The sequence below is a fragment of the Providencia sp. PROV272 genome (genome assembly GCF_049901975.1).
GTDB classification, from domain to species: Bacteria; Pseudomonadota; Gammaproteobacteria; order Enterobacterales; family Enterobacteriaceae; genus Providencia; species Providencia stuartii.
The window spans coordinates 545,316-565,207 of record NZ_CP096291.1; the positions used below are offsets into that span (position 1 = coordinate 545,316).

Consider the following 19,892-nt stretch of genomic DNA (forward strand, 5'->3'; position numbering starts at 1 on the left):
ATTAAGTGGATTTCCCCTCAGATTGCATACCAGTCAATTCAAGAACGTGCTAAGCTTGGATTTTCTAATAAAACTGAAAGGTTGAATGAAATGGAAAAACTGACTGCACTCTACGCTGACCATATTAAAACTTTGCAAACAACAACTCAGCAGGTCTTACAACGCAGCAAGCTAGACGCCATACTGATTCATTCGGGTGAACCTCAACGTATTTTTCTTGATGACAGCGACTATCCTTTCAAAGTGAATCCTCACTTTAAAGCATGGGTGCCTGTCACCGATGTTCCACATTCTTGGTTATTAGTGGATGGTGTGAATAAACCTAAACTTTGGTTCTATTCTCCCGTTGATTATTGGCACAGCGTTGAGCCATTACCAAATAGCTTTTGGACCAAAGAAGTTGAGCTTATTCATTTAAAAAATGCAGATGATATTAGTGAGTTTTTAGCGAATATACCTAAAGAAAATATTGCCTATATTGGTTCAGCTAAAGCTAGAGCGGAATCACTGGGTATTCGCCTACAAAATATTAACCCAAAACCTGTCGTTGATTTCTATCATTTCCATCGTTCTTATAAAACAGATTATGAAATGTATTGCATGCGTGAAGCGCAAAAAATGGCGGTAAATGGTCATTTATCGGCATTCGAGGCTTTCCAAGCAGGCATGAGTGAGTTTGATATCAACATCAGTTACTTACAAGCGACAGGGCATCGCGATACAGATGTGCCTTATGGGAATATTGTTGCACTCAATGAAAATGCAGCCGTATTGCATTACACTAAATTACAGCAACAAGCACCGAATGAAATAAGAAGCTTTCTGATTGATGCAGGGGCTGAGTATAACGGCTATGCTGCTGATATAACTCGTACTTATGCCGCAAAAGGCAAAAGTGAGTTTGCTGCTCTTGTTGCCGATATGAATAAAGAACAGTTGGCCTTGATTGATACCATCAAAGCAGGTGTACGCTATACCGATTACCATGTCGATATGCACCATCGAATTGCTAAGCTATTGAAAAAACACTCAATCATTAAGGGAATTAGCGAAGAAACTATGGTGGAGCAAGGGCTAACCACGCCATTCCTACCCCATGGGTTAGGCCATCCTCTAGGTTTACAAGTTCATGATGCTGCTGGTTTTATGCAGGATGAAGATGGCACACTGCTTGCTGCACCGAAAATGTATCCTTTCCTTCGCTGCACTCGCGTACTGGAACCAAGAATGGTGCTGACTATTGAACCCGGCCTTTATTTTATCGAATCGTTACTGTCATCTTGGCGCTCAGGCGAATTTGCTCAACACTTTAATTGGGAAAAAATTGAGCAGTTCAAACCTTATGGGGGTATTCGTATTGAAGATAACATCATCATTCATCATAATCGGATTGAAAATATGACGCGAGATTTGCAACTACCGTAATGAAACCTTATTTAATACCGGCTGAATCTATCTGTTATACAGAAGAAATTAAAAAAAGCCGTTTTATTACCTATCTTGCACATACAGAAGGTATTGATGCCGCAAAGGAGTATATTCAATCCATTAAAGCTCAATACCCAGATGCTCGGCACCATTGCTGGGCATTTGTTGCAGGACGCCCGGATGATTCTCAGCAGTTAGGTTTTTCCGACGATGGTGAGCCAACAGGAACGGCCGGAAAGCCAATAATGGCACAATTGCTCGGCAGCAATCTTGGGGAGATCACCTGTGTTGTTGTACGTTATTTTGGTGGTATCAAACTAGGGACAGGCGGTTTAGTTAAAGCTTATGGTAATGGTGCTCAGCAAGCACTTAAGTTATTACCAACACAAACAAAAGTACCGCAAAAATTTTTCCAGCTAGTTTGTGATTATGCATTTATTAATACGGTTGAGCAGCTAGTTACGCAGGTCAACGGGATGATTTTACACAGTGAATATAACGAATCTGTTTCCCTACGAATTGCAATTCCTGCTACCTTAGAGCAAGAAGTCAATGATAAATTACGCGATATGAGTCGCGGGGCTTTAGAACTCATACCTGAATCTGAATAGTCAATTGGTTAGCAAGGAACCTGCCGAATGCATTTTCGTGCAATAACCCGTATTGTCGGGCTGCTCGTTATTATCTTCTCTTTTACCATGGTTGTGCCGGGTATTGTTGCGCTTATTTATCGTGATGGAGCAGGTCGAGCATTTAGTCAAACGTTTGTTACGGCTTTAGTGCTCGGATTACTGTTATGGATCCCAACGCGCAACAGCAAGCATGAGCTTAAAGCAAAAGAAGGGTTTCTTATTGTCGTCTTGTTTTGGACCGTGTTAGGAAGTGTGGGGGCATTACCTTTTATCTTTTCTGAAAAGCCAAACCTTTCCATAACCGATGCTTTTTTTGAATCCTTTTCTGGGTTAACCACAACAGGAGCGACAACGTTAACTGGGCTCGATACGCTTCCGAAAGCCATCTTATTTTATAGGCAAATGCTACAGTGGTTAGGTGGGATGGGGATCATCGTACTTGCTGTGGCGATCCTGCCATTACTCGGTGTTGGGGGAATGCAGCTTTATCGTGCTGAAATGCCTGGGCCGCTTAAAGATAATAAAATGCGACCGCGTATTGCAGAAACGGCAAAAACCCTTTGGCTCATCTATGTATTGCTGACGATTGTATGTGCGATTGCGCTGTGGATAGCAGGTATGGATGTGTTTGATGCCATCTCTCATAGTTTTTCTACAATAGCGATTGGTGGTTTTTCAACGCATGACGCGAGTGTGGGGTATTTCAATAGCCCAGCGATAAATACCATTATTGCGGTTTTCTTAATTATCTCAGGTTGTAATTTTGGTCTGCACTTTGCCGTGCTTACTGGGCGTAGCTTAGGTATCTATTGGCGCGATCCTGAATTTAAAACATTCATTAGCTTCCAGTTAGCCCTCGTCATTATCTGTACACTGGTTTTACTTTATCACTCAGTGTATGGCTCTTTTGGGCAAACATTAGATCAGGCATTTTTCCAAGTTGTCTCAATGGCAACAACTGCAGGTTTTACAACAGATAGTTTTGCCGGATGGCCTTTGTTCCTGCCGATGCTTCTTCTATGTGCCGCATTTGTTGGCGGTTGTGCTGGTTCAACAGGAGGCGGATTAAAAGTTATCCGTATCTTGCTATTGTTTTTGCAAGGATCTCGGGAATTAAAAAGGCTTGTTCACCCAAATGCCGTTTACACCATAAAGTTAGGGCAAAGAGCTTTACCTGAAAGGATCATCGAAGCGGTATGGGGCTTCTTTTCAGCATATGCGCTCGTTTTTATCGTCAGTTTACTTCTATTAATTGCAACGGGTGTCGATGAATTTTCTGCTTTTTCAGCTATCGCAACAACGTTAAATAACCTAGGGCCAGGCCTTGGCACTGTCGCTGATAACTTTACATCGATGAACCCAGCAGGGAAATGGATACTGGTAGTGACTATGCTGTTCGGTCGTCTTGAAGTCTTTACATTATTAGTGTTATTCACGCCAACCTTCTGGCGCGATTAATAAGATAGGATCAAGAATGAGTTACTTACTTTTGCATTCGAGCACAGATGGACAAACTAAAAAAATTGTTTTGAAAATGGCGGAGCAACTACGAAGTGTAGGGCGCCAATGTGATATTCGAGATTTAAATAGCGAAAAAAATATCAATATTACATCGTATGAAAAGGTGTTAGTTGGAGCGTCTATTCGTTATGGTCACTTCAATAAAGCGCTGATGCGGTTCGCAACGATTCATCAAAGCCAATTAAATACAATGAAAACCGCTTTCTTTGGTGTGAACTTAACTGCGCGCAAAGAAGGCAAAGATACTCCTGAAACGAATGCCTATACGCGCAAGTTTCTGGAGAAAAGCCCTTGGCAACCAACACTAAGCTCAGTATTTGCTGGCGCATTGTTCTATCCACGTTATGGTTGGTTCGATAAGACGATGATTCGACTTATTATGAAAATGACAGATGGGCCAACCGACCCAAATACAGAGATAGAATATACGGACTGGGAAAAAGTGAGCAAGTTTACACAGGAATTTGACTGTTTATAGCTCATATCTTTAACTATAAGTGGTGTTTTTAAACGATTTGTTTAATGTTTCATCGGTTGAGTTAAAAAGTTTAAAAAACACTTGCTAGAATTTTCTGACTCCCTATAATGCGCATCCGTTGTCACGACAAACCGCTTCGGTGGTCAGGTTAGAAAAGGAACCGGTGGCAATGAGAGGTGAAAAAAGAAAGAAAAGTTGAAAATAATCGCTTGACTTTCTCACGAAAAAACGTAGTATACATCACCTCGCGACAACGACCTAACTGGTTAATATCGAAAGATAAAGTCGCAACGCTCTTTAACAATTTATCAGACAATCTGTGTGGGCACTCACAGGACACTATCAAAAAAATATTTGATTTTAAAGTCTTGAAGAGTGACTAACACGTTAATTCATATATGAAAGAATGTAGTCAGTTTAATTCTTTGAGCATCAAACGCTTTTAATTGAAGAGTTTGATCATGGCTCAGATTGAACGCTGGCGGCAGGCCTAACACATGCAAGTCGAGCGGTAACAGGGGAAGCTTGCTTCTCGCTGACGAGCGGCGGACGGGTGAGTAATGTATGGGGATCTGCCCGATAGAGGGGGATAACTACTGGAAACGGTGGCTAATACCGCATAATCTCTTAGGAGCAAAGCAGGGGACCTTCGGGCCTTGCGCTGTCGGATGAACCCATATGGGATTAGCTAGTAGGTAAGGTAATGGCTTACCTAGGCGACGATCCCTAGCTGGTCTGAGAGGATGATCAGCCACACTGGGACTGAGACACGGCCCAGACTCCTACGGGAGGCAGCAGTGGGGAATATTGCACAATGGGCGCAAGCCTGATGCAGCCATGCCGCGTGTATGAAGAAGGCCCTAGGGTTGTAAAGTACTTTCAGTCGGGAGGAAGGCGTTGATGTTAATACCATCAACGATTGACGTTACCGACAGAAGAAGCACCGGCTAACTCCGTGCCAGCAGCCGCGGTAATACGGAGGGTGCAAGCGTTAATCGGAATTACTGGGCGTAAAGCGCACGCAGGCGGTTAATTAAGTTAGATGTGAAATCCCCGGGCTTAACCTGGGAATGGCATCTAAGACTGGTTAGCTAGAGTCTTGTAGAGGGGGTAGAATTCCATGTGTAGCGGTGAAATGCGTAGAGATGTGGAGGAATACCGGTGGCGAAGGCGGCCCCTGGACAAAGACTGACGCTCAGGTGCGAAAGCGTGGGGAGCAAACAGGATTAGATACCCTGGTAGTCCACGCTGTAAACGATGTCGATTTGGAGGTTGTTCCCTAGAGGAGTGGCTTCCGGAGCTAACGCGTTAAATCGACCGCCTGGGGAGTACGGCCGCAAGGTTAAAACTCAAATGAATTGACGGGGGCCCGCACAAGCGGTGGAGCATGTGGTTTAATTCGATGCAACGCGAAGAACCTTACCTACTCTTGACATCCAGAGAATTTAGCAGAGATGCTTAAGTGCCTTCGGGAACTCTGAGACAGGTGCTGCATGGCTGTCGTCAGCTCGTGTTGTGAAATGTTGGGTTAAGTCCCGCAACGAGCGCAACCCTTATCCTTTGTTGCCAGCGATTCGGTCGGGAACTCAAAGGAGACTGCCGGTGATAAACCGGAGGAAGGTGGGGATGACGTCAAGTCATCATGGCCCTTACGAGTAGGGCTACACACGTGCTACAATGGCGTATACAAAGAGAAGCGACCTCGCGAGAGCAAGCGGAACTCATAAAGTACGTCGTAGTCCGGATTGGAGTCTGCAACTCGACTCCATGAAGTCGGAATCGCTAGTAATCGTAGATCAGAATGCTACGGTGAATACGTTCCCGGGCCTTGTACACACCGCCCGTCACACCATGGGAGTGGGTTGCAAAAGAAGTAGGTAGCTTAACCTTCGGGAGGGCGCTTACCACTTTGTGATCCATGACTGGGGTGAAGTCGTAACAAGGTAACCGTAGGGGAACCTGCGGTTGGATCACCTCCTTACCGTTGAAGTGTTTTGTGAAGTGTTCACACAGATTGTCTGATGAAAAGTAGAGCAATAGGCTATACGTGGGAGACTTATTCAAAAGAATAGGGCTTACATGAAATGGGCCACAACGGTGTTGTGCAATATTTTATGTCCCCTTCGTCTAGAGGCCTAGGACACCGCCCTTTCACGGCGGTAACAGGGGTTCGAATCCCCTAGGGGACGCCAATTGCGCCGATATCGAGTGAAAGACGATGTCCTCAATAATGATTAAGCTAATTCAGTGAGTTAGCTTAACAATTATGCTCTTTAACAATCTGGAACAAGCTGAAAATTGAAACAACGCACATTGTTTATCGCTTAAACAATGTGAGAGTCTCTCAAAATTTCAAACCTGAAATTTTCGGTCATTCAAACGAGTGGCATGAGCGAGCAGGTGAAATTCAAGGCGGACAGCGCGCAGCAAGCGCAGCGTACAGGAGTACGTGAGCATTGCGAGCACTGCCCAACGCAGAAGTTCACCACGCACAGCCATGACAGTCAGGTGATCGTTGAAACAATTTCGGGTTGTGAGGTTAAGCGACTAAGCGTACACGGTGGATGCCTAGGCAATCAGAGGCGATGAAGGACGTGCTAATCTGCGAAAAGCGTCGGTAAGGTGATATGAACCGTTTAACCGACGATGTCCGAATGGGGAAACCCAGTGCAATTCGTTGCACTATCGTTTGATGAATCCATAGTCAAACGAGGCGAACCGGGGGAACTGAAACATCTCAGTACCCCGAGGAAAAGAAATCAACCGAGATTCCCCTAGTAGCGGCGAGCGAACGGGGAGCAGCCCAGAGTCTTAATCAGCATCAGCATCAGGAGAACGGTCTGGAAAGGCCGGCAATAAAGGGTGATAGCCCCGTATCCGAAGGTGTTGGTGTTGTGAACTCGACGAGTAGGGCGGGACACGTGTTATCCTGTCTGAATATGGGGGGACCATCCTCCAAGGCTAAATACTCCTGATTGACCGATAGTGAACCAGTACCGTGAGGGAAAGGCGAAAAGAACCCCGGCGAGGGGAGTGAAATAGAACCTGAAACCGTGTACGTACAAGCAGTGGGAGCCTTGATTTATCAGGGTGACTGCGTACCTTTTGTATAATGGGTCAGCGACTTATATTCTGTAGCAAGGTTAACCGAATAGGGGAGCCGTAGGGAAACCGAGTCTTAACTGGGCGAATGAGTTGCAGGGTATAGACCCGAAACCCGGTGATCTAGCCATGGGCAGGTTGAAGGTTGGGTAACACTAACTGGAGGACCGAACCGACTAATGTTGAAAAATTAGCGGATGACTTGTGGCTGGGGGTGAAAGGCCAATCAAACCGGGAGATAGCTGGTTCTCCCCGAAAGCTATTTAGGTAGCGCCTCGTGAACTCATCTTCGGGGGTAGAGCACTGTTTCGGCTAGGGGGTCATCCCGACTTACCAACCCGATGCAAACTACGAATACCGAAGAATGTTATCACGGGAGACACACGGCGGGTGCTAACGTTCGTCGTGAAGAGGGAAACAACCCAGACCGCCAGCTAAGGTCCCAAAGTCATGGTTAAGTGGGAAACGAAGTGGGAAGGCTCAGACAGCCAGGATGTTGGCTTAGAAGCAGCCATCATTTAAAGAAAGCGTAATAGCTCACTGGTCGAGTCGGCCTGCGCGGAAGATGTAACGGGGCTAAACCATGCACCGAAGCTGCGGCAGCGACATGTAAATGTTGTTGGGTAGGGGAGCGTTCTGTAAGCCTGTGAAGGTGTGCTGCGAGGCATGCTGGAGGTATCAGAAGTGCGAATGCTGACATAAGTAACGATAATGCGGGTGAAAAACCCGCACGCCGGAAGACCAAGGGTTCCTGTCCAACGTTAATCGGGGCAGGGTGAGTCGACCCCTAAGGCGAGGCAGAAATGCGTAGTCGATGGGAAACAGGTTAATATTCCTGTACTGGTGATAATTGCGATGGGGGGACGGAGAAGGCTAGGCTGGCCGGGCGACGGTTGTCCCGGTTTAAGGATGTAGGTGGGCGAATTAGGCAAATCCGGTTCGCTATACACTGAGGTCTGATGACGAGTCACTACGGTGGCGAAGTAGCTCATGCCCCGCTTCCAGGAAAAGCCTCTAAGCTCTAGATTATCATTAATCGTACCCCAAACCGACACAGGTGGTCAGGTAGAGAATACTCAGGCGCTTGAGAGAACTCGGGTGAAGGAACTAGGCAAAATGGTGCCGTAACTTCGGGAGAAGGCACGCTGGCATTAGGTGAAGTGGTTTACCCATGGAGCTGAAGCCAGTCGCAGATACCAGCTGGCTGCAACTGTTTATTAAAAACACAGCACTGTGCAAACACGAAAGTGGACGTATACGGTGTGACGCCTGCCCGGTGCTGGAAGGTTAATTGATGGGGTTATCCGTAAGGAGAAGCTCTTGATCGAAGCCCCAGTAAACGGCGGCCGTAACTATAACGGTCCTAAGGTAGCGAAATTCCTTGTCGGGTAAGTTCCGACCTGCACGAATGGCGTAATGATGGCCAGGCTGTCTCCACCCGAGACTCAGTGAAATTGAACTCGCTGTGAAGATGCAGTGTACCCGCGGCAAGACGGAAAGACCCCGTGAACCTTTACTATAGCTTGACACTGAACATTGAGCCTTGATGTGTAGGATAGGTGGGAGGCTTTGAAGTGTGGACGCCAGTCTGCATGGAGCCAACCTTGAAATACCACCCTTTAATGTTTGATGTTCTAACGTAGCCCCATAATCTGGGGTGCGGACAGTGTCTGGTGGGTAGTTTGACTGGGGCGGTCTCCTCCCAAAGCGTAACGGAGGAGCACGAAGGTTGGCTAAGCATGGTCGGACATCATGCGGTTAGTGCAAAGGCATAAGCCAGCTTGACTGCGAGAGTGACGGCTCGAGCAGGTACGAAAGTAGGTCTTAGTGATCCGGTGGTTCTGAATGGAAGGGCCATCGCTCAACGGATAAAAGGTACTCCGGGGATAACAGGCTGATACCGCCCAAGAGTTCATATCGACGGCGGTGTTTGGCACCTCGATGTCGGCTCATCACATCCTGGGGCTGAAGTAGGTCCCAAGGGTATGGCTGTTCGCCATTTAAAGTGGTACGCGAGCTGGGTTTAGAACGTCGTGAGACAGTTCGGTCCCTATCTGCCGTGGGCGTTGGAAGATTGAAAGGGGCTGCTCCTAGTACGAGAGGACCGGAGTGGACGCACCGCTGGTGTTCGGGTTGTCATGCCAATGGCACTGCCCGGTAGCTAAGTGCGGAAGAGATAACCGCTGAAAGCATCTAAGCGGGAAACTTGCCTTGAGATGAGTCTTCCCTGACTCTTTAAGGGTCCTAAAGGAACGTTTAAGACGAAGACGTTGATAGGCTGAGTGTGTAAGCGTAGCGATACGTTGAGCTAACCAGTACTAATGAACCGTGAGGCTTAACCTGACAACACCGAAGGTGTTTTAGAGAGACGATTGTTGAAGCGCACGAGAGAGTGGTGCGAAAAAATCAGCTTGTTCAAGATTGCAGTTCTGGTTTGCGGTGTCGACGCGAACGAGAACGAAACCGAATTTGTCTGGCGGCAATAGCGCGGTGGTCCCACCTGACCCCATGCCGAACTCAGCAGTGAAACGCCGTAGCGCCGATGGTAGTGTGGGGTCTCCCCATGTGAGAGTAGGGAACTGCCAGACATCAAATCAGTGAGAAAGCCACCCGATAGGTGGCTTTTTTGCGTTTGGGAGAGATAAAGTTTAATCCCTTATTTTTGTGGTAGTGGCCTCACGGTGAGAGGCCGTTGCGAACACCACGACCCACCTTCAGTTTTACTGATTTTGGCAAATTCAGTCGCCTGTACTTTTAGTTTTGTTTGTATAGTGGGGGGAAGTTTAGCCTAGCAAGAATAGGTAGCCACACACGATTTAAATCACCGCATCCCATAAAACACGGTATGGTGGCTGATACATTGTTTTGATGGTCGTTATTATCGATATCATAAAATTAAACCCCAAACCCCAAACCCCAAACCCCAAACCCCAAACCCCAAACCCCAAACCCCAAACCCCAAACCCCAAACCCCAAACCCCAAACCCCAAACCCCATTTCATACTTTATTAACCACTTTTTATCTCAGCGCATATCTCCCCCTGATTAGCTATAACCATAATTATGGTTGTTATTCTCCCTCTACAGCACAGCTATACCGAGTTTGGCACACTACATGAACCGTTATTGATAGGATGATTGATGCGTTAATTAAAGGGGGGAATTAAAGCTTCAGTGATAATGCCCTGCTTTAAACAAAATTATTTGGTCATTGAATAGATTGAGTAAATATAAAGTAGTGAGTAACAGCTCACAGGTTTGTGTGTTCCAGTATTGAGAGTGTCAAATTTATTACTAATTATTAGCTATTTCAATGTGTTAGAGGGGGTTAATAAAAAAGGTATCATTCACTGTTTTTTGCTGGGTATTGATAGGGCGAATAGGTTTAGTGGATATAAAGTAGTGAGTAACAGCTCACAGGTTTGTGTGTTCAGGTATTGAGGGTATCAAATATGTTGTTAATTATTATCTATCCCAATGGATTAGGGCAGATGAGTAAAAAACTTATCACTTACCGCTTCTTTTGATGGACATTGATAAGGTGAATAGGTTTGGCAAATATAAAGTAGTAAGTAACAGCTCACAGATTTGTGTGTTTTGGTATTAATCAGGATATCAAGTTAGTTGCTAAACTATTTATTTCAATGAGTTAATGAATTATTAGCAAGGGATTTATAACTCACTACTCTCTTTGCTGGGTATTGATAAGGTGAATGGGTTTGGTAAATATAAAGTAGTAAGTAACAGCTCACAGGTTTGTGTGTTCCGGTATTAATCAGGATATCAAGTTAGTTGCTAAACTATTTATTTCAATGAGTTAATGAATTATTAGCAAGGGATTTATAACTCACTAATCTCTTTGCTGGGTATTGATAAGGTGAATAGATTGAGTGGATATAAAGTAGTGAGTAACAGCTCACAGGTTTGTGTGTTCCAGTATTGAGAGTGTCAAATTTATTATTAATTATTAGCTATTTCAATGGATTAGATGGTGTTAATGAAAAAGTATCACTCACTGTTTTTTTGATGGATATTGATGAGGTGAATAGTTTGAGTGGATATAAAGTAGTGAGTAACAGCTCACAGGTTTGTGTGGTCCGGTATTGAGAGTATCAACCTTATTACTAAGCTTTAATTATACTAATGAGCGAGGCGCTTGAGTAACGTTCTGCTTTTATTCTTTTGAATGTATCTAAGATCTGTAATACATATCTTATAATTTAGATTATTTTTGTGTTATTGAGGATGTTAAAGTAACCCGTTGTTACTTAAGCTGTTTCTATGGTTATTGAGGATGTTAAAGTAACCCATTGTTACTTAAGCTGTTTCTGTGGTTATTGATGTATTAAAGTAACTTCTTGTTACTTAGGCTGTTTCTATGGTTATTGAGGATATTAAAGCACTCCCTTGTTACTTAGGCTGTTTCTGTGGTTATTGATGGTATTAAAGTAACCCATTGTTACTTAGGCTGTTTCTGTGGTTATTGATGTATTAAAGTAACTTCTTGTTACTTAGGCTGTTTCTATGGTTATTGAGGATATTAAGAACCTATCCCAATAGGATTTTATTCCAGACAATGATGGCACAGGCAAGATGCAGCATTGCCTCATAATTCTCGACCTTCTTCTCCCAACGAGTCAGGACACGACGGTAGCGATTCATCCAACTGTGTGTTCTCTCTACAACCCAGCGGTGGGCCTTAAAATCCGTGTTTTTGATGGCTTCTGATTCATCCTTCCGTGACTGGATATGAGGTTCATAGCGACGACTTTTCAGATACGCTCCCAACCATTCCGCTTCATACCCTTTGTCCATGCACAACCGGAGCCTCTTGCCCGGTCTGCCCGTCTGGAGGGCATCGAGCGTATCCGCAACCAGCTTTATGTCGTGCGTATTTGCTCCAGCGACAACCAGTGCAAGCGGAAGCCCGTTCCCGTCAGTCATCAGACTGCGCTTTACGCCCCGTTTCCCTCGGTCTGTTGGGTTCTTGCCTGTTTTTTTGAGCCTGCCAGCGGTGATTTGGTCATACAACCATCCATCGACAGCCACGACCAGTCAATAGCGTCCAACTGTTCGCAAGCAAGCAACCCGTTTTGCCAGAAGCGTTCAAATACGCCAGCATCCCGCCACTCCTGAAATCGGCGATGAGCAGAGCTTGACGAGCATATACCGGTGGCATTTAGCGCATTCCACTGGCAACCCGTCCTGAGTACGAAGAAAATGGCGTTCATTGCAGCGCGATTATCAACCCGCTTGCGGTGCGTACCCAGCGGGTGTTGAGTTCTATGCTCCGGGATGAGAGGAGCCATTTTCTCCCAGAGTTCATCACTGATTTGCCACTTATTACCTACCATACGTTGCCCTCATAAATTATCATTATGTATTATCTGACAATTCCTTTTGGGATAGGTTCTAAAGCAAACCTATTGTTACTTAGGCTGTTTCTATGGTTATTGAAGATATTAAAGTAACCCTCCTGTTACTTAGACGGCTCTGTAGGTACTGAGAATATTAAAAAATGCCTTATCACTACTCACTTAGACTATTCCCAGCGGTATGCAATATCCACTCAGCCTGACGCTAGCGGCAATCAATCCCAGTTACGTACGGATAGATGATGAGGGAAATATTATATCTGTATTCATTTTTATTACTCTATGCCCTTTAAAAGATAGAGCTAAGATTAAAATCAGTAAGCCAATTAAATAAACGTTATCAGCCTCAGTTCTTTATTATAGAATTTATTAATGCTAATAAAAAATAAACTGAGGGGGATTGATAACAGATAAATTTATTACTCATTAGAAATAAAATTTATATATAATTAAATATAAATTACTTAAATTGCAGTAATGGATATTTATTAATAATTAATTTAAACGGCGGATTCAAGTCCGAAGTGCAACGCTAAGCCGCCTTTCTTAGCTCCGCAAACACCACCGAAGGTTGTCTGAACCCCAGACACTTGCGTGGCCTGCTGTTCAACGCTCCCTGATAGCGTTGTAAGTCTTCTTCTGTCACTGTCCGCAGGTCTGTTCCTTTCGGGATAAACTGTCTTAACAACCCATTCGTATTCTCGTTCAGCCCACGCTCATGCGAGGCATACGGATGGGCAAAGTACGTATCTGCGTTCAGTGCTTCTGCTATCGCCTTGTGCTCACTAAACTCTAGACCGTTATCGAACGTTATTGTGTGACATACATCCTGATACTCACTCAGCAGTGAGATAATGGCCTTACTGACTTCCACCGCATCCTTTGAAAACACCTTTTTTGTCAGGTAAATACGGCTTTTGCGTTCTGCCAGTGTCACGATAGCACCAGTGCCCTGTTTACCCTGCACCAAATCGGCCTCCCAGTCCCCCAGACGGCTACGGTCATCGACGACTGACGGCCGTAGCTCAATGGATACCGCATCAGGGATGCGCCCTCGTTTCTGCCCGTAGCCCTTACGATATCGCCGTTTGCCCTGCCTAAGATGCCTGTACAACTCGCCACCGCTACGCTTATCCGCATAGATATACTGGTAAATCCATTCATGGCTGACGCTAAGACCAATAATGCTGCCAATTGCACTTATTTGCTCAGGACTCCACTTCCACTCCAGAGCAAATATCACGAAATCTATGGTCTGCTGAGGAATTGTCCTTTTGGCAGATGACAGCCGCCTATCACAGCACTTCTGGTGTGCCTGTTGTGGGTTATAACCAGTATCTGAAGTGTTACGCCTCAGTTCACGGGAGACCGTGGACTTGCTTACACCGATACGGATACCTATCTCATGGCAGGATAAATTATCCTCACGCAGTATCGATATCTGGTATCGTTGTCCTTCGGTTAGTTGCTGATACTTCATACTTACTCGCTCATCTTTGGTCGGAAGAGCAGGATAGCTTATCAGTAGCTAACCGTCCTTCCATCTAACATGACCGAGCGTTGCACTTATTATCTGAATTCGCGTTTCATATTCGTCATTCTTTAAGTCTGATGATTGCCATATAACGCCAAAAGACTACATGTTATGAAATGATAACCTATTTCTGTTTAAAGAATCTTTATAGTATAGATAAAAGTTAAACTAGTTTTAGCTGTATTGTCTTTCTAATATATTAAATTAACCTTTTAGCTTTATAGCTAATGGGGATGGACTTCGTGAATTTTTATGTATTAGAAAGTGTTTTATCTAAAATGCTTTCTAATACAGATATATTTATCTGTGTTGAGTAATTAAATAGTCTTAATTTTATTATTCAATTTATAATTAAACTTAAAACATTGATAGGAAATAGTATGAAATTAAATAAAGCTATGGCTGTATTAGCAGCGGCTATGTTAACCACATCTTTCGCTTCACTTGCAGACGTTAACTCAGGCACCGTGACTTTCAAAGGTGAAGTTCGTGATACTCCTTGTAACCTAGATGCGGGTCAAGGCGGTACGGCAACGGTTGTTGATTTTGGTCAGCTATCTCTAAGCCAATTAAATGCGGGCGATTCAAAATACAAAAATTTTGAATTGAACCTGAAAAATTGTTCTTTGACTTCTATTGACGATACAGATCCACAAAACCCAGTCACAGTTACTAAGACCGCAACGATTACTTTTGATGGTGTTAGCAAAATTGCAGGTCAAAATCTTTTAGCAACATCAGGTAGCGCAGCAAACGTTGCAGTTGGTATCCAAGATATTACTTTTGGAACCCCTGCGGCACTGAACCTACGTGATGGTGATAATACATTGACTTATTCTGCTTTCGTTAAGAAGGTGGGTGCTAATGCTGTAACAGCAGGTGATTTCTCAACGATCTCTACTTTCGAAATCGCATACCAGTAAGTTATACAGGCTCCTTCACTATTAGGCGAAGGAGCCTATAATTTGAAAAATTAATACTATGAAAAGCTTGCTGATTATTACTCTGTTATTCTCACCTATTTTCAGTATGCCAGTCTTTGCTGCAATGAATTGGGGACAGGCAACAGTAAAAGGAGAGGTACTCGCTTCTGGTTGCTCAATTCAATTGACGAGTAAAGACCAAATTATTGATTTTGGTGCCTATGCCTTAAGCAAGTTAGAAGAAAATAAGATAAAGAAACCATTTAAAATAATTTTAAATAATTGCCAATTATCAAATTCTTACTTCAATGATGAAAAATCGCCTGTACGAATAAAGTTTACAGGTCCAGCAACAAATAATTTTAATGGCTTTAAATTTAATGATGCCGATGGTTTAGCTATTTATATATTAAGTGGAAACGATGTTGTTAAACCTAATCAATACTACCCAATTTATAAATTAAAAAGAATATCTGGGAAAACAAAATCGATTAATGAACAGCAATTAGACTTTTTATCTGAGGTTATTGTTGTTGATAAGCTAAAGCCTCAATTAGGAGAATTCTCAAGTATCATTACATTTGATATCGATTACTATTAATCTAATGAGTATTTATGATGTTATCAACAAAAGAAAAAATAACGATATTCATGGTATCGATGCTTTGTTTGACTAAAGTGTCTTACGCTGTAGAGTTTAATACCGATATACTTGATAGCGAAGATAAAGCTAACATTGACGTCTCAAGATTTAAAAATCCTAATTTCATTCTACCGGGAACTTATTTCTTTAACATCATTATAAATAGTACTCAATTGACGCAGTCTACAGTTCCTATTCAAATTATTGGTGATAGTACAGATGCCTCTGTCAGTGATGTGTGCATTGATAAGTCATACATTAATAGCTTAGGTATTAAAGAAAAGTATATGGCGGATTCAAGTCCGAAGTGCAACGCTAAGCCGCCTTTCTTAGCTCCGCAAACACCACCGAAGGTTGTCTGAACCCCAGACACTTGCGTGGCCTGCTGTTCAACGCTCCCTGATAGCGTTGTAAGTCTTCTTCTGTCACTGTCCGCAGGTCTGTTCCTTTCGGGATAAACTGTCTTAACAACCCATTCGTATTCTCGTTCAGCCCACGCTCATGCGAGGCATACGGATGGGCAAAGTACGTATCTGCGTTCAGTGCTTCTGCTATCGCCTTGTGCTCACTAAACTCTAGACCGTTATCGAACGTTATTGTGTGACATACATCCTGATACTCACTCAGCAGTGAGATAATGGCCTTACTGACTTCCACCGCATCCTTTGAAAACACCTTTTTTGTCAGGTAAATACGGCTTTTGCGTTCTGCCAGTGTCACGATAGCACCAGTGCCCTGTTTACCCTGCACCAAATCGGCCTCCCAGTCCCCCAGACGGCTACGGTCATCGACGACTGACGGCCGTAGCTCAATGGATACCGCATCAGGGATGCGCCCTCGTTTCTGCCCGTAGCCCTTACGATATCGCCGTTTGCCCTGCCTAAGATGCCTGTACAACTCGCCACCGCTACGCTTATCCGCATAGATATACTGGTAAATCCATTCATGGCTGACGCTAAGACCAATAATGCTGCCAATTGCACTTATTTGCTCAGGACTCCACTTCCACTCCAGAGCAAATATCACGAAATCTATGGTCTGCTGAGGAATTGTCCTTTTGGCAGATGACAGCCGCCTATCACAGCACTTCTGGTGTGCCTGTTGTGGGTTATAACCAGTATCTGAAGTGTTACGCCTCAGTTCACGGGAGACCGTGGACTTGCTTACACCGATACGGATACCTATCTCATGGCAGGATAAATTATCCTCACGCAGTATCGATATCTGGTATCGTTGTCCTTCGGTTAGTTGCTGATACTTCATACTTACTCGCTCATCTTTGGTCGGAAGAGCAGGATAGCTTATCAGTAGCTAACCGTCCTTCCATCTAACATGACCGAGCGTTGCACTTATTATCTGAATTCGCGTATTGACCAATTAACCTATTGGAATGATGGGGCGTGTATTGATTTTTCGGCATTAAAAGGGGTCAGTGTTGTCCCTAATTTATCCGAAGGCACTGTGACGCTAAATATACCACAATTATATCTCGAATATATGGATAATAACTGGTTACCGAAATCATTGTGGGATGAAGGTATCAGTGGGTTGTTATTAGACTATAATGCAAACTATCAATATAGTGATCGGGATAGCTTAAAGAATCAGATTGCTTCCATTAGTGGATATCTTGGCGCCAATATGGGAGCATGGCGCCTACGTAGTGAATACTATGGTAATTATCAAAGACAAAATTCCAATGGTAAAACATCGACAATACGTAATTTTTTATTTAATGCCATTTATTTATATAGAAATATAAAAGCGCTAGATTCTAAATTAGTGATTGGTGAGAGTACAACCCCCTCACAAATTTTAGAGCCAATTAAATTTACAGGATTATCATTATTCACTAATGATTCCATGTTACCACCAAGGTTACGTGGATATGCACCAGAGATAACAGGTATAGCTAAAACGAATGCGCGAGTTGTCATTACACAACTCGGACGTGTATTGCACGATGGAAATGTACCTGCTGGACCATTTAAGATTCAATCATTAAACAGTGGAACTCGTGGTGAGCTTAACGTAAAAATTATTGAGCAGGATGGTACTGAACAACAATTTACAGTGAGTAGTTCGAATGTTCCGTATTTAACGCGTCCGGGCACCACGCGATATAACGTATCTGCGGGGCAACCGACAAAAGTGGATCATTCGGTATATCGTGGTGTGTTCTTTTTTAGAGCAGAGGCTTCTCACGGTTTAAATAACAATTGGTCGTTAAACGGTGCAACAGATATTAGCCAAGGCTATCAACAGGTTTCATTAGGTGTTGGTCGTTTTATGAATCGGTTTGGTGCACTTTCTGTGAACATTACGCGTTCGTTCGCACAATTAGATCATGATAGTCCTTCAGGTAACTCATACAGTGTTAATTACTCGAAAACATTCGATGACTACGATATGGACTTAACTTTTGCAGGGTATCGATTTACTGATAGAAAATACTATACATTATCCCAATATTTAGATTTAAGAGATGATAGGGTTGTTGATAGCGAAAAAGAACGTTATCAAATAACGCTTTCTAAGCGCTTAGGTGAGTTTAATATAAACTTAAATTATCAATTGCAACAATATTGGGATAGAGGTCAAACTCATCAATATGGTCTTAATATAGGTAAAAGTATCAATCTTCCTTACTTAAAACTACAGGGAGGAAGCATTACATTATCAGCAAATAGAAGTTATTATCAAAATAAATATGATGACCAAATTAGCTTAATGCTTTCTGTGCCATTTGGTAAGCAGTTTTATACTTTTGATACAATGAAATATAACGATACTTATAATTCGCGTGTTTCAGTGTCTAATTTAACAGATGATAATGACTACTATAATATAAGTGCATCGACAAGCTACGGTAAAGATGCCAAAAAACAAAGTACACTTGCTGGAATGTATGATTTACCGACACGCTATGCATCTATCAATAGTAATATGTCTATCTCGGATAAAGGGGATAGTAGTTTAGGCTTAGGACTCAATGGTGGGGTGACATTGACGCAACATGGTGTAGCTTTACACAGTTCATCATATTCTTCTGCCTCAAGGTTAATGATAGACACAAATAATATCGCGGATGTTCCTTTAAATAATGGTACAACCGTGACGAATGGATTAGGTATTGGCGTTATTCCTAACATGACTAACTATTATAAAAATAGTTACAATGTGGATATGAGTAAATTACCAGATAATATTGAATCATCAAATACAATTTATGATATCGCCTTAACAGAAGGCGCTATTGGATATAGAAAAATAAGTGCAGATAAAGGTTTTAAATTATTTGCAACGATTAAAATGTCTGATAACTCAGGGTCACCACCATTTGGTTCTCAGGTATTAAATGAAAAAGGGAGAGAGGTCGGGATTGTAAGCGATAATGGATTAGTTTGGTTAACAGCGGTTCAATCAGAAGAAAAGTTAAATATCAACTGGTCTAATAAAATACAATGCAGTACGACCTTACCAACCTTAGATAATGTAAATCAAATTATTTTAATTTGTGAGAAATAGAGAGTTTTTATGAAATATAAGTTATTGTTAATTCCACTATTATTTATAGCACATAACAGCATGGCCGCGGTTTCTCTTGATAGAACAAGAGCGATAGTAGAAGGGAGCTCTAATCCAGTTATTATTAATATTGAGAATCAAAGTGATACTTTGCCCTATTTAGCTCAGGCTTGGATTGATGATAAAGATGGTAATAAATTAACAACAGGGCCGTTAATTGCAACACCATTGGTTCAACGTTTGGAACCAAACGTAAAAAGTATGATTCGAATCTCGACGACGGATGTATCTCAGTTACCGAAAGATAGAGAGTCTGTTTATTACTTTAATTTAAGAGAGATCCCGCCTAAAAGTGATAAACCGAATGTTATGCAGGTCGCATTACAGTCAAGAATTAAATTATTCTATCGCCCAGAGGCGATTTTAGATAAGGCAAAAACCAATTGGGCTTTAGATTTAGAATTACAATCTGTCAGTAATGGTTATGTGGTTAAAAATACATCACCTTTTTATTTGACCGTGATAGGCTTAGCCGGTGATAGAAATAAGTCAGAAAATGGTGCCTTTGATTCGTTTATGATCGAACCTTTTGGTTCTTATCAAGTCAAGACTGCTCATTTTCAAAAGCCTTATCTTACTTATATTAACGACTATGGCGGAAGGCCAACAGTTTCATTTAACTGTGATGCATCCGTCTGTAAAGCAGATAAACAATAAATTTCAGAGCT

Annotated in this window: 12 protein-coding genes, 1 tRNA gene, 3 rRNA genes and 1 pseudogene; 13 read left to right on the top strand and 4 right to left on the bottom strand. The window is 42.9% G+C overall.

What is annotated here, in order from left to right; genetic code table 11:
* Positions 1 to 90 precede the first annotated feature (90 nt).
* From pepQ to rrf, 8 genes are all read left to right on the top strand, one after another.
* Positions 91 to 1,425 carry a Xaa-Pro dipeptidase gene (gene pepQ, locus M1E93_RS02370; protein ID WP_014656855.1) on the top strand — a complete coding sequence of 445 codons (1,335 nt, stop codon included), beginning with the start codon at positions 91 to 93 and terminating at the stop codon, positions 1,423 to 1,425.
* Complete coding sequence (locus M1E93_RS02375) at positions 1,425 to 2,039, top strand: IMPACT family protein (protein WP_004924737.1); 615 nt, start codon at positions 1,425 to 1,427, stop codon at positions 2,037 to 2,039. The genes pepQ and M1E93_RS02375 overlap by 1 nt, the downstream gene beginning before the upstream one ends.
* A 27-nt stretch (positions 2,040 to 2,066) precedes the next feature.
* The gene (trkH, locus tag M1E93_RS02380) at positions 2,067 to 3,518 is read left to right on the top strand and encodes a Trk system potassium transporter TrkH (protein WP_004924738.1); all 1,452 of its coding nucleotides are present in this window, start codon (positions 2,067 to 2,069) and stop codon (positions 3,516 to 3,518) included.
* A 16-nt stretch (positions 3,519 to 3,534) separates the two neighbouring features.
* Positions 3,535 to 4,059, top strand: coding sequence for a menaquinone-dependent protoporphyrinogen IX dehydrogenase (gene hemG / locus M1E93_RS02385; protein ID WP_004924740.1), 525 nt, complete (start codon positions 3,535 to 3,537; stop codon positions 4,057 to 4,059).
* Between the two features lie 443 nt (positions 4,060 to 4,502).
* Positions 4,503 to 6,040 (top strand): 16S ribosomal RNA (locus M1E93_RS02390).
* A gap of 135 nt (positions 6,041 to 6,175) precedes the next feature.
* Positions 6,176 to 6,251 (top strand) — tRNA-Glu (locus M1E93_RS02395).
* Positions 6,252 to 6,596: 345 nt separating this feature from the next.
* Positions 6,597 to 9,504, top strand: a 23S ribosomal RNA gene (locus tag M1E93_RS02400).
* A gap of 129 nt (positions 9,505 to 9,633) precedes the next feature.
* Positions 9,634 to 9,749 (top strand): 5S ribosomal RNA (gene rrf, locus M1E93_RS02405).
* The 16S, 23S and 5S rRNA genes sit together here with 1 tRNA gene alongside, the layout of an rRNA operon.
* 228 nt (positions 9,750 to 9,977) lie before the next feature.
* On the opposite strand, the gene M1E93_RS02410 is transcribed toward rrf, so the two are convergent.
* From M1E93_RS02410 to M1E93_RS02420, 3 genes and pseudogenes are all read right to left on the bottom strand, one after another.
* Positions 9,978 to 10,163: a hypothetical protein gene (locus M1E93_RS02410; RefSeq protein WP_426207072.1), complete on the bottom strand. Its 186-nt coding sequence runs from the start codon at positions 10,161 to 10,163 to the stop codon at positions 9,978 to 9,980.
* A 1,546-nt stretch (positions 10,164 to 11,709) separates the two neighbouring features.
* Positions 11,710 to 12,515: pseudogene (locus M1E93_RS02415) on the bottom strand (IS5 family transposase).
* Between the two features lie 553 nt (positions 12,516 to 13,068).
* On the bottom strand, positions 13,069 to 14,016 hold the full coding sequence (locus M1E93_RS02420) for an IS30 family transposase (protein ID WP_140035165.1): 948 nt from the start codon (positions 14,014 to 14,016) through the stop codon (positions 13,069 to 13,071).
* Between the two features lie 434 nt (positions 14,017 to 14,450).
* Between M1E93_RS02420 and M1E93_RS02425 the strand changes: the two genes are divergently transcribed.
* The 3 genes from M1E93_RS02425 to M1E93_RS02435 are packed head-to-tail and all read left to right on the top strand — an operon-like array spanning position 14,451 to position 15,998.
* Complete coding sequence (locus tag M1E93_RS02425) at positions 14,451 to 14,993, top strand: fimbrial protein (protein WP_004926539.1); 543 nt, start codon at positions 14,451 to 14,453, stop codon at positions 14,991 to 14,993.
* Between the two features lie 58 nt (positions 14,994 to 15,051).
* Positions 15,052 to 15,594 (top strand): fimbrial protein, encoded by a 543-nt coding sequence (locus M1E93_RS02430; RefSeq protein ID WP_004926542.1) that lies wholly within the window; start codon positions 15,052 to 15,054, stop codon positions 15,592 to 15,594.
* A gap of 14 nt (positions 15,595 to 15,608) precedes the next feature.
* Positions 15,609 to 15,998, top strand: a complete 390-nt coding sequence (locus M1E93_RS02435) for a FimD/PapC N-terminal domain-containing protein (protein ID WP_426207073.1) — start codon at positions 15,609 to 15,611, stop codon at positions 15,996 to 15,998.
* Here M1E93_RS02435 and M1E93_RS02440 read toward each other — a convergent pair.
* Positions 15,952 to 16,899, bottom strand: coding sequence for an IS30 family transposase (locus M1E93_RS02440; protein WP_140035165.1), 948 nt, complete (start codon positions 16,897 to 16,899; stop codon positions 15,952 to 15,954). The genes M1E93_RS02435 and M1E93_RS02440 overlap by 47 nt on opposite strands.
* Positions 16,900 to 16,968: 69 nt before the next feature.
* Here M1E93_RS02440 and M1E93_RS02445 point away from each other — a divergent pair, with 69 nt between their 5' ends.
* Both M1E93_RS02445 and M1E93_RS02450 read left to right on the top strand, forming a co-directional pair.
* Positions 16,969 to 19,164, top strand: a complete 2,196-nt coding sequence (locus tag M1E93_RS02445) for a fimbria/pilus outer membrane usher protein (RefSeq protein ID WP_426207074.1) — start codon at positions 16,969 to 16,971, stop codon at positions 19,162 to 19,164.
* A gap of 9 nt (positions 19,165 to 19,173) precedes the next feature.
* A complete protein-coding gene (locus M1E93_RS02450) occupies positions 19,174 to 19,881 on the top strand; it encodes a fimbrial biogenesis chaperone (RefSeq protein WP_004926549.1) in 708 nt (235 codons plus the stop codon).
* Positions 19,882 to 19,892 lie beyond the last annotated feature (11 nt).

Excerpts from the sequence above, each read along its gene's own strand:
- M1E93_RS02420 (WP_140035165.1), bottom strand. The coding sequence starts at position 14,016 with ATGAAGTATCAGCAACTAACCGAAGGACAACGATACCAGATATCGATA.
- hemG (WP_004924740.1), top strand. The coding sequence starts at position 3,535 with ATGAGTTACTTACTTTTGCATTCGAGCACAGATGGACAAACTAAAAAA.
- trkH (WP_004924738.1), top strand. The coding sequence starts at position 2,067 with ATGCATTTTCGTGCAATAACCCGTATTGTCGGGCTGCTCGTTATTATC.
- M1E93_RS02375 (WP_004924737.1), top strand. The coding sequence starts at position 1,425 with ATGAAACCTTATTTAATACCGGCTGAATCTATCTGTTATACAGAAGAA.
- M1E93_RS02410 (WP_426207072.1), bottom strand. The coding sequence starts at position 10,163 with ATGAAATGGGGTTTGGGGTTTGGGGTTTGGGGTTTGGGGTTTGGGGTT.
- M1E93_RS02435 (WP_426207073.1), top strand. The coding sequence starts at position 15,609 with ATGATGTTATCAACAAAAGAAAAAATAACGATATTCATGGTATCGATG.
- M1E93_RS02430 (WP_004926542.1), top strand. The coding sequence starts at position 15,052 with ATGAAAAGCTTGCTGATTATTACTCTGTTATTCTCACCTATTTTCAGT.
- M1E93_RS02445 (WP_426207074.1), top strand. The coding sequence starts at position 16,969 with ATGACCGAGCGTTGCACTTATTATCTGAATTCGCGTATTGACCAATTA.
- M1E93_RS02440 (WP_140035165.1), bottom strand. The coding sequence starts at position 16,899 with ATGAAGTATCAGCAACTAACCGAAGGACAACGATACCAGATATCGATA.
- M1E93_RS02450 (WP_004926549.1), top strand. The coding sequence starts at position 19,174 with ATGAAATATAAGTTATTGTTAATTCCACTATTATTTATAGCACATAAC.
- M1E93_RS02425 (WP_004926539.1), top strand. The coding sequence starts at position 14,451 with ATGAAATTAAATAAAGCTATGGCTGTATTAGCAGCGGCTATGTTAACC.
- pepQ (WP_014656855.1), top strand. The coding sequence starts at position 91 with ATGGAAAAACTGACTGCACTCTACGCTGACCATATTAAAACTTTGCAA.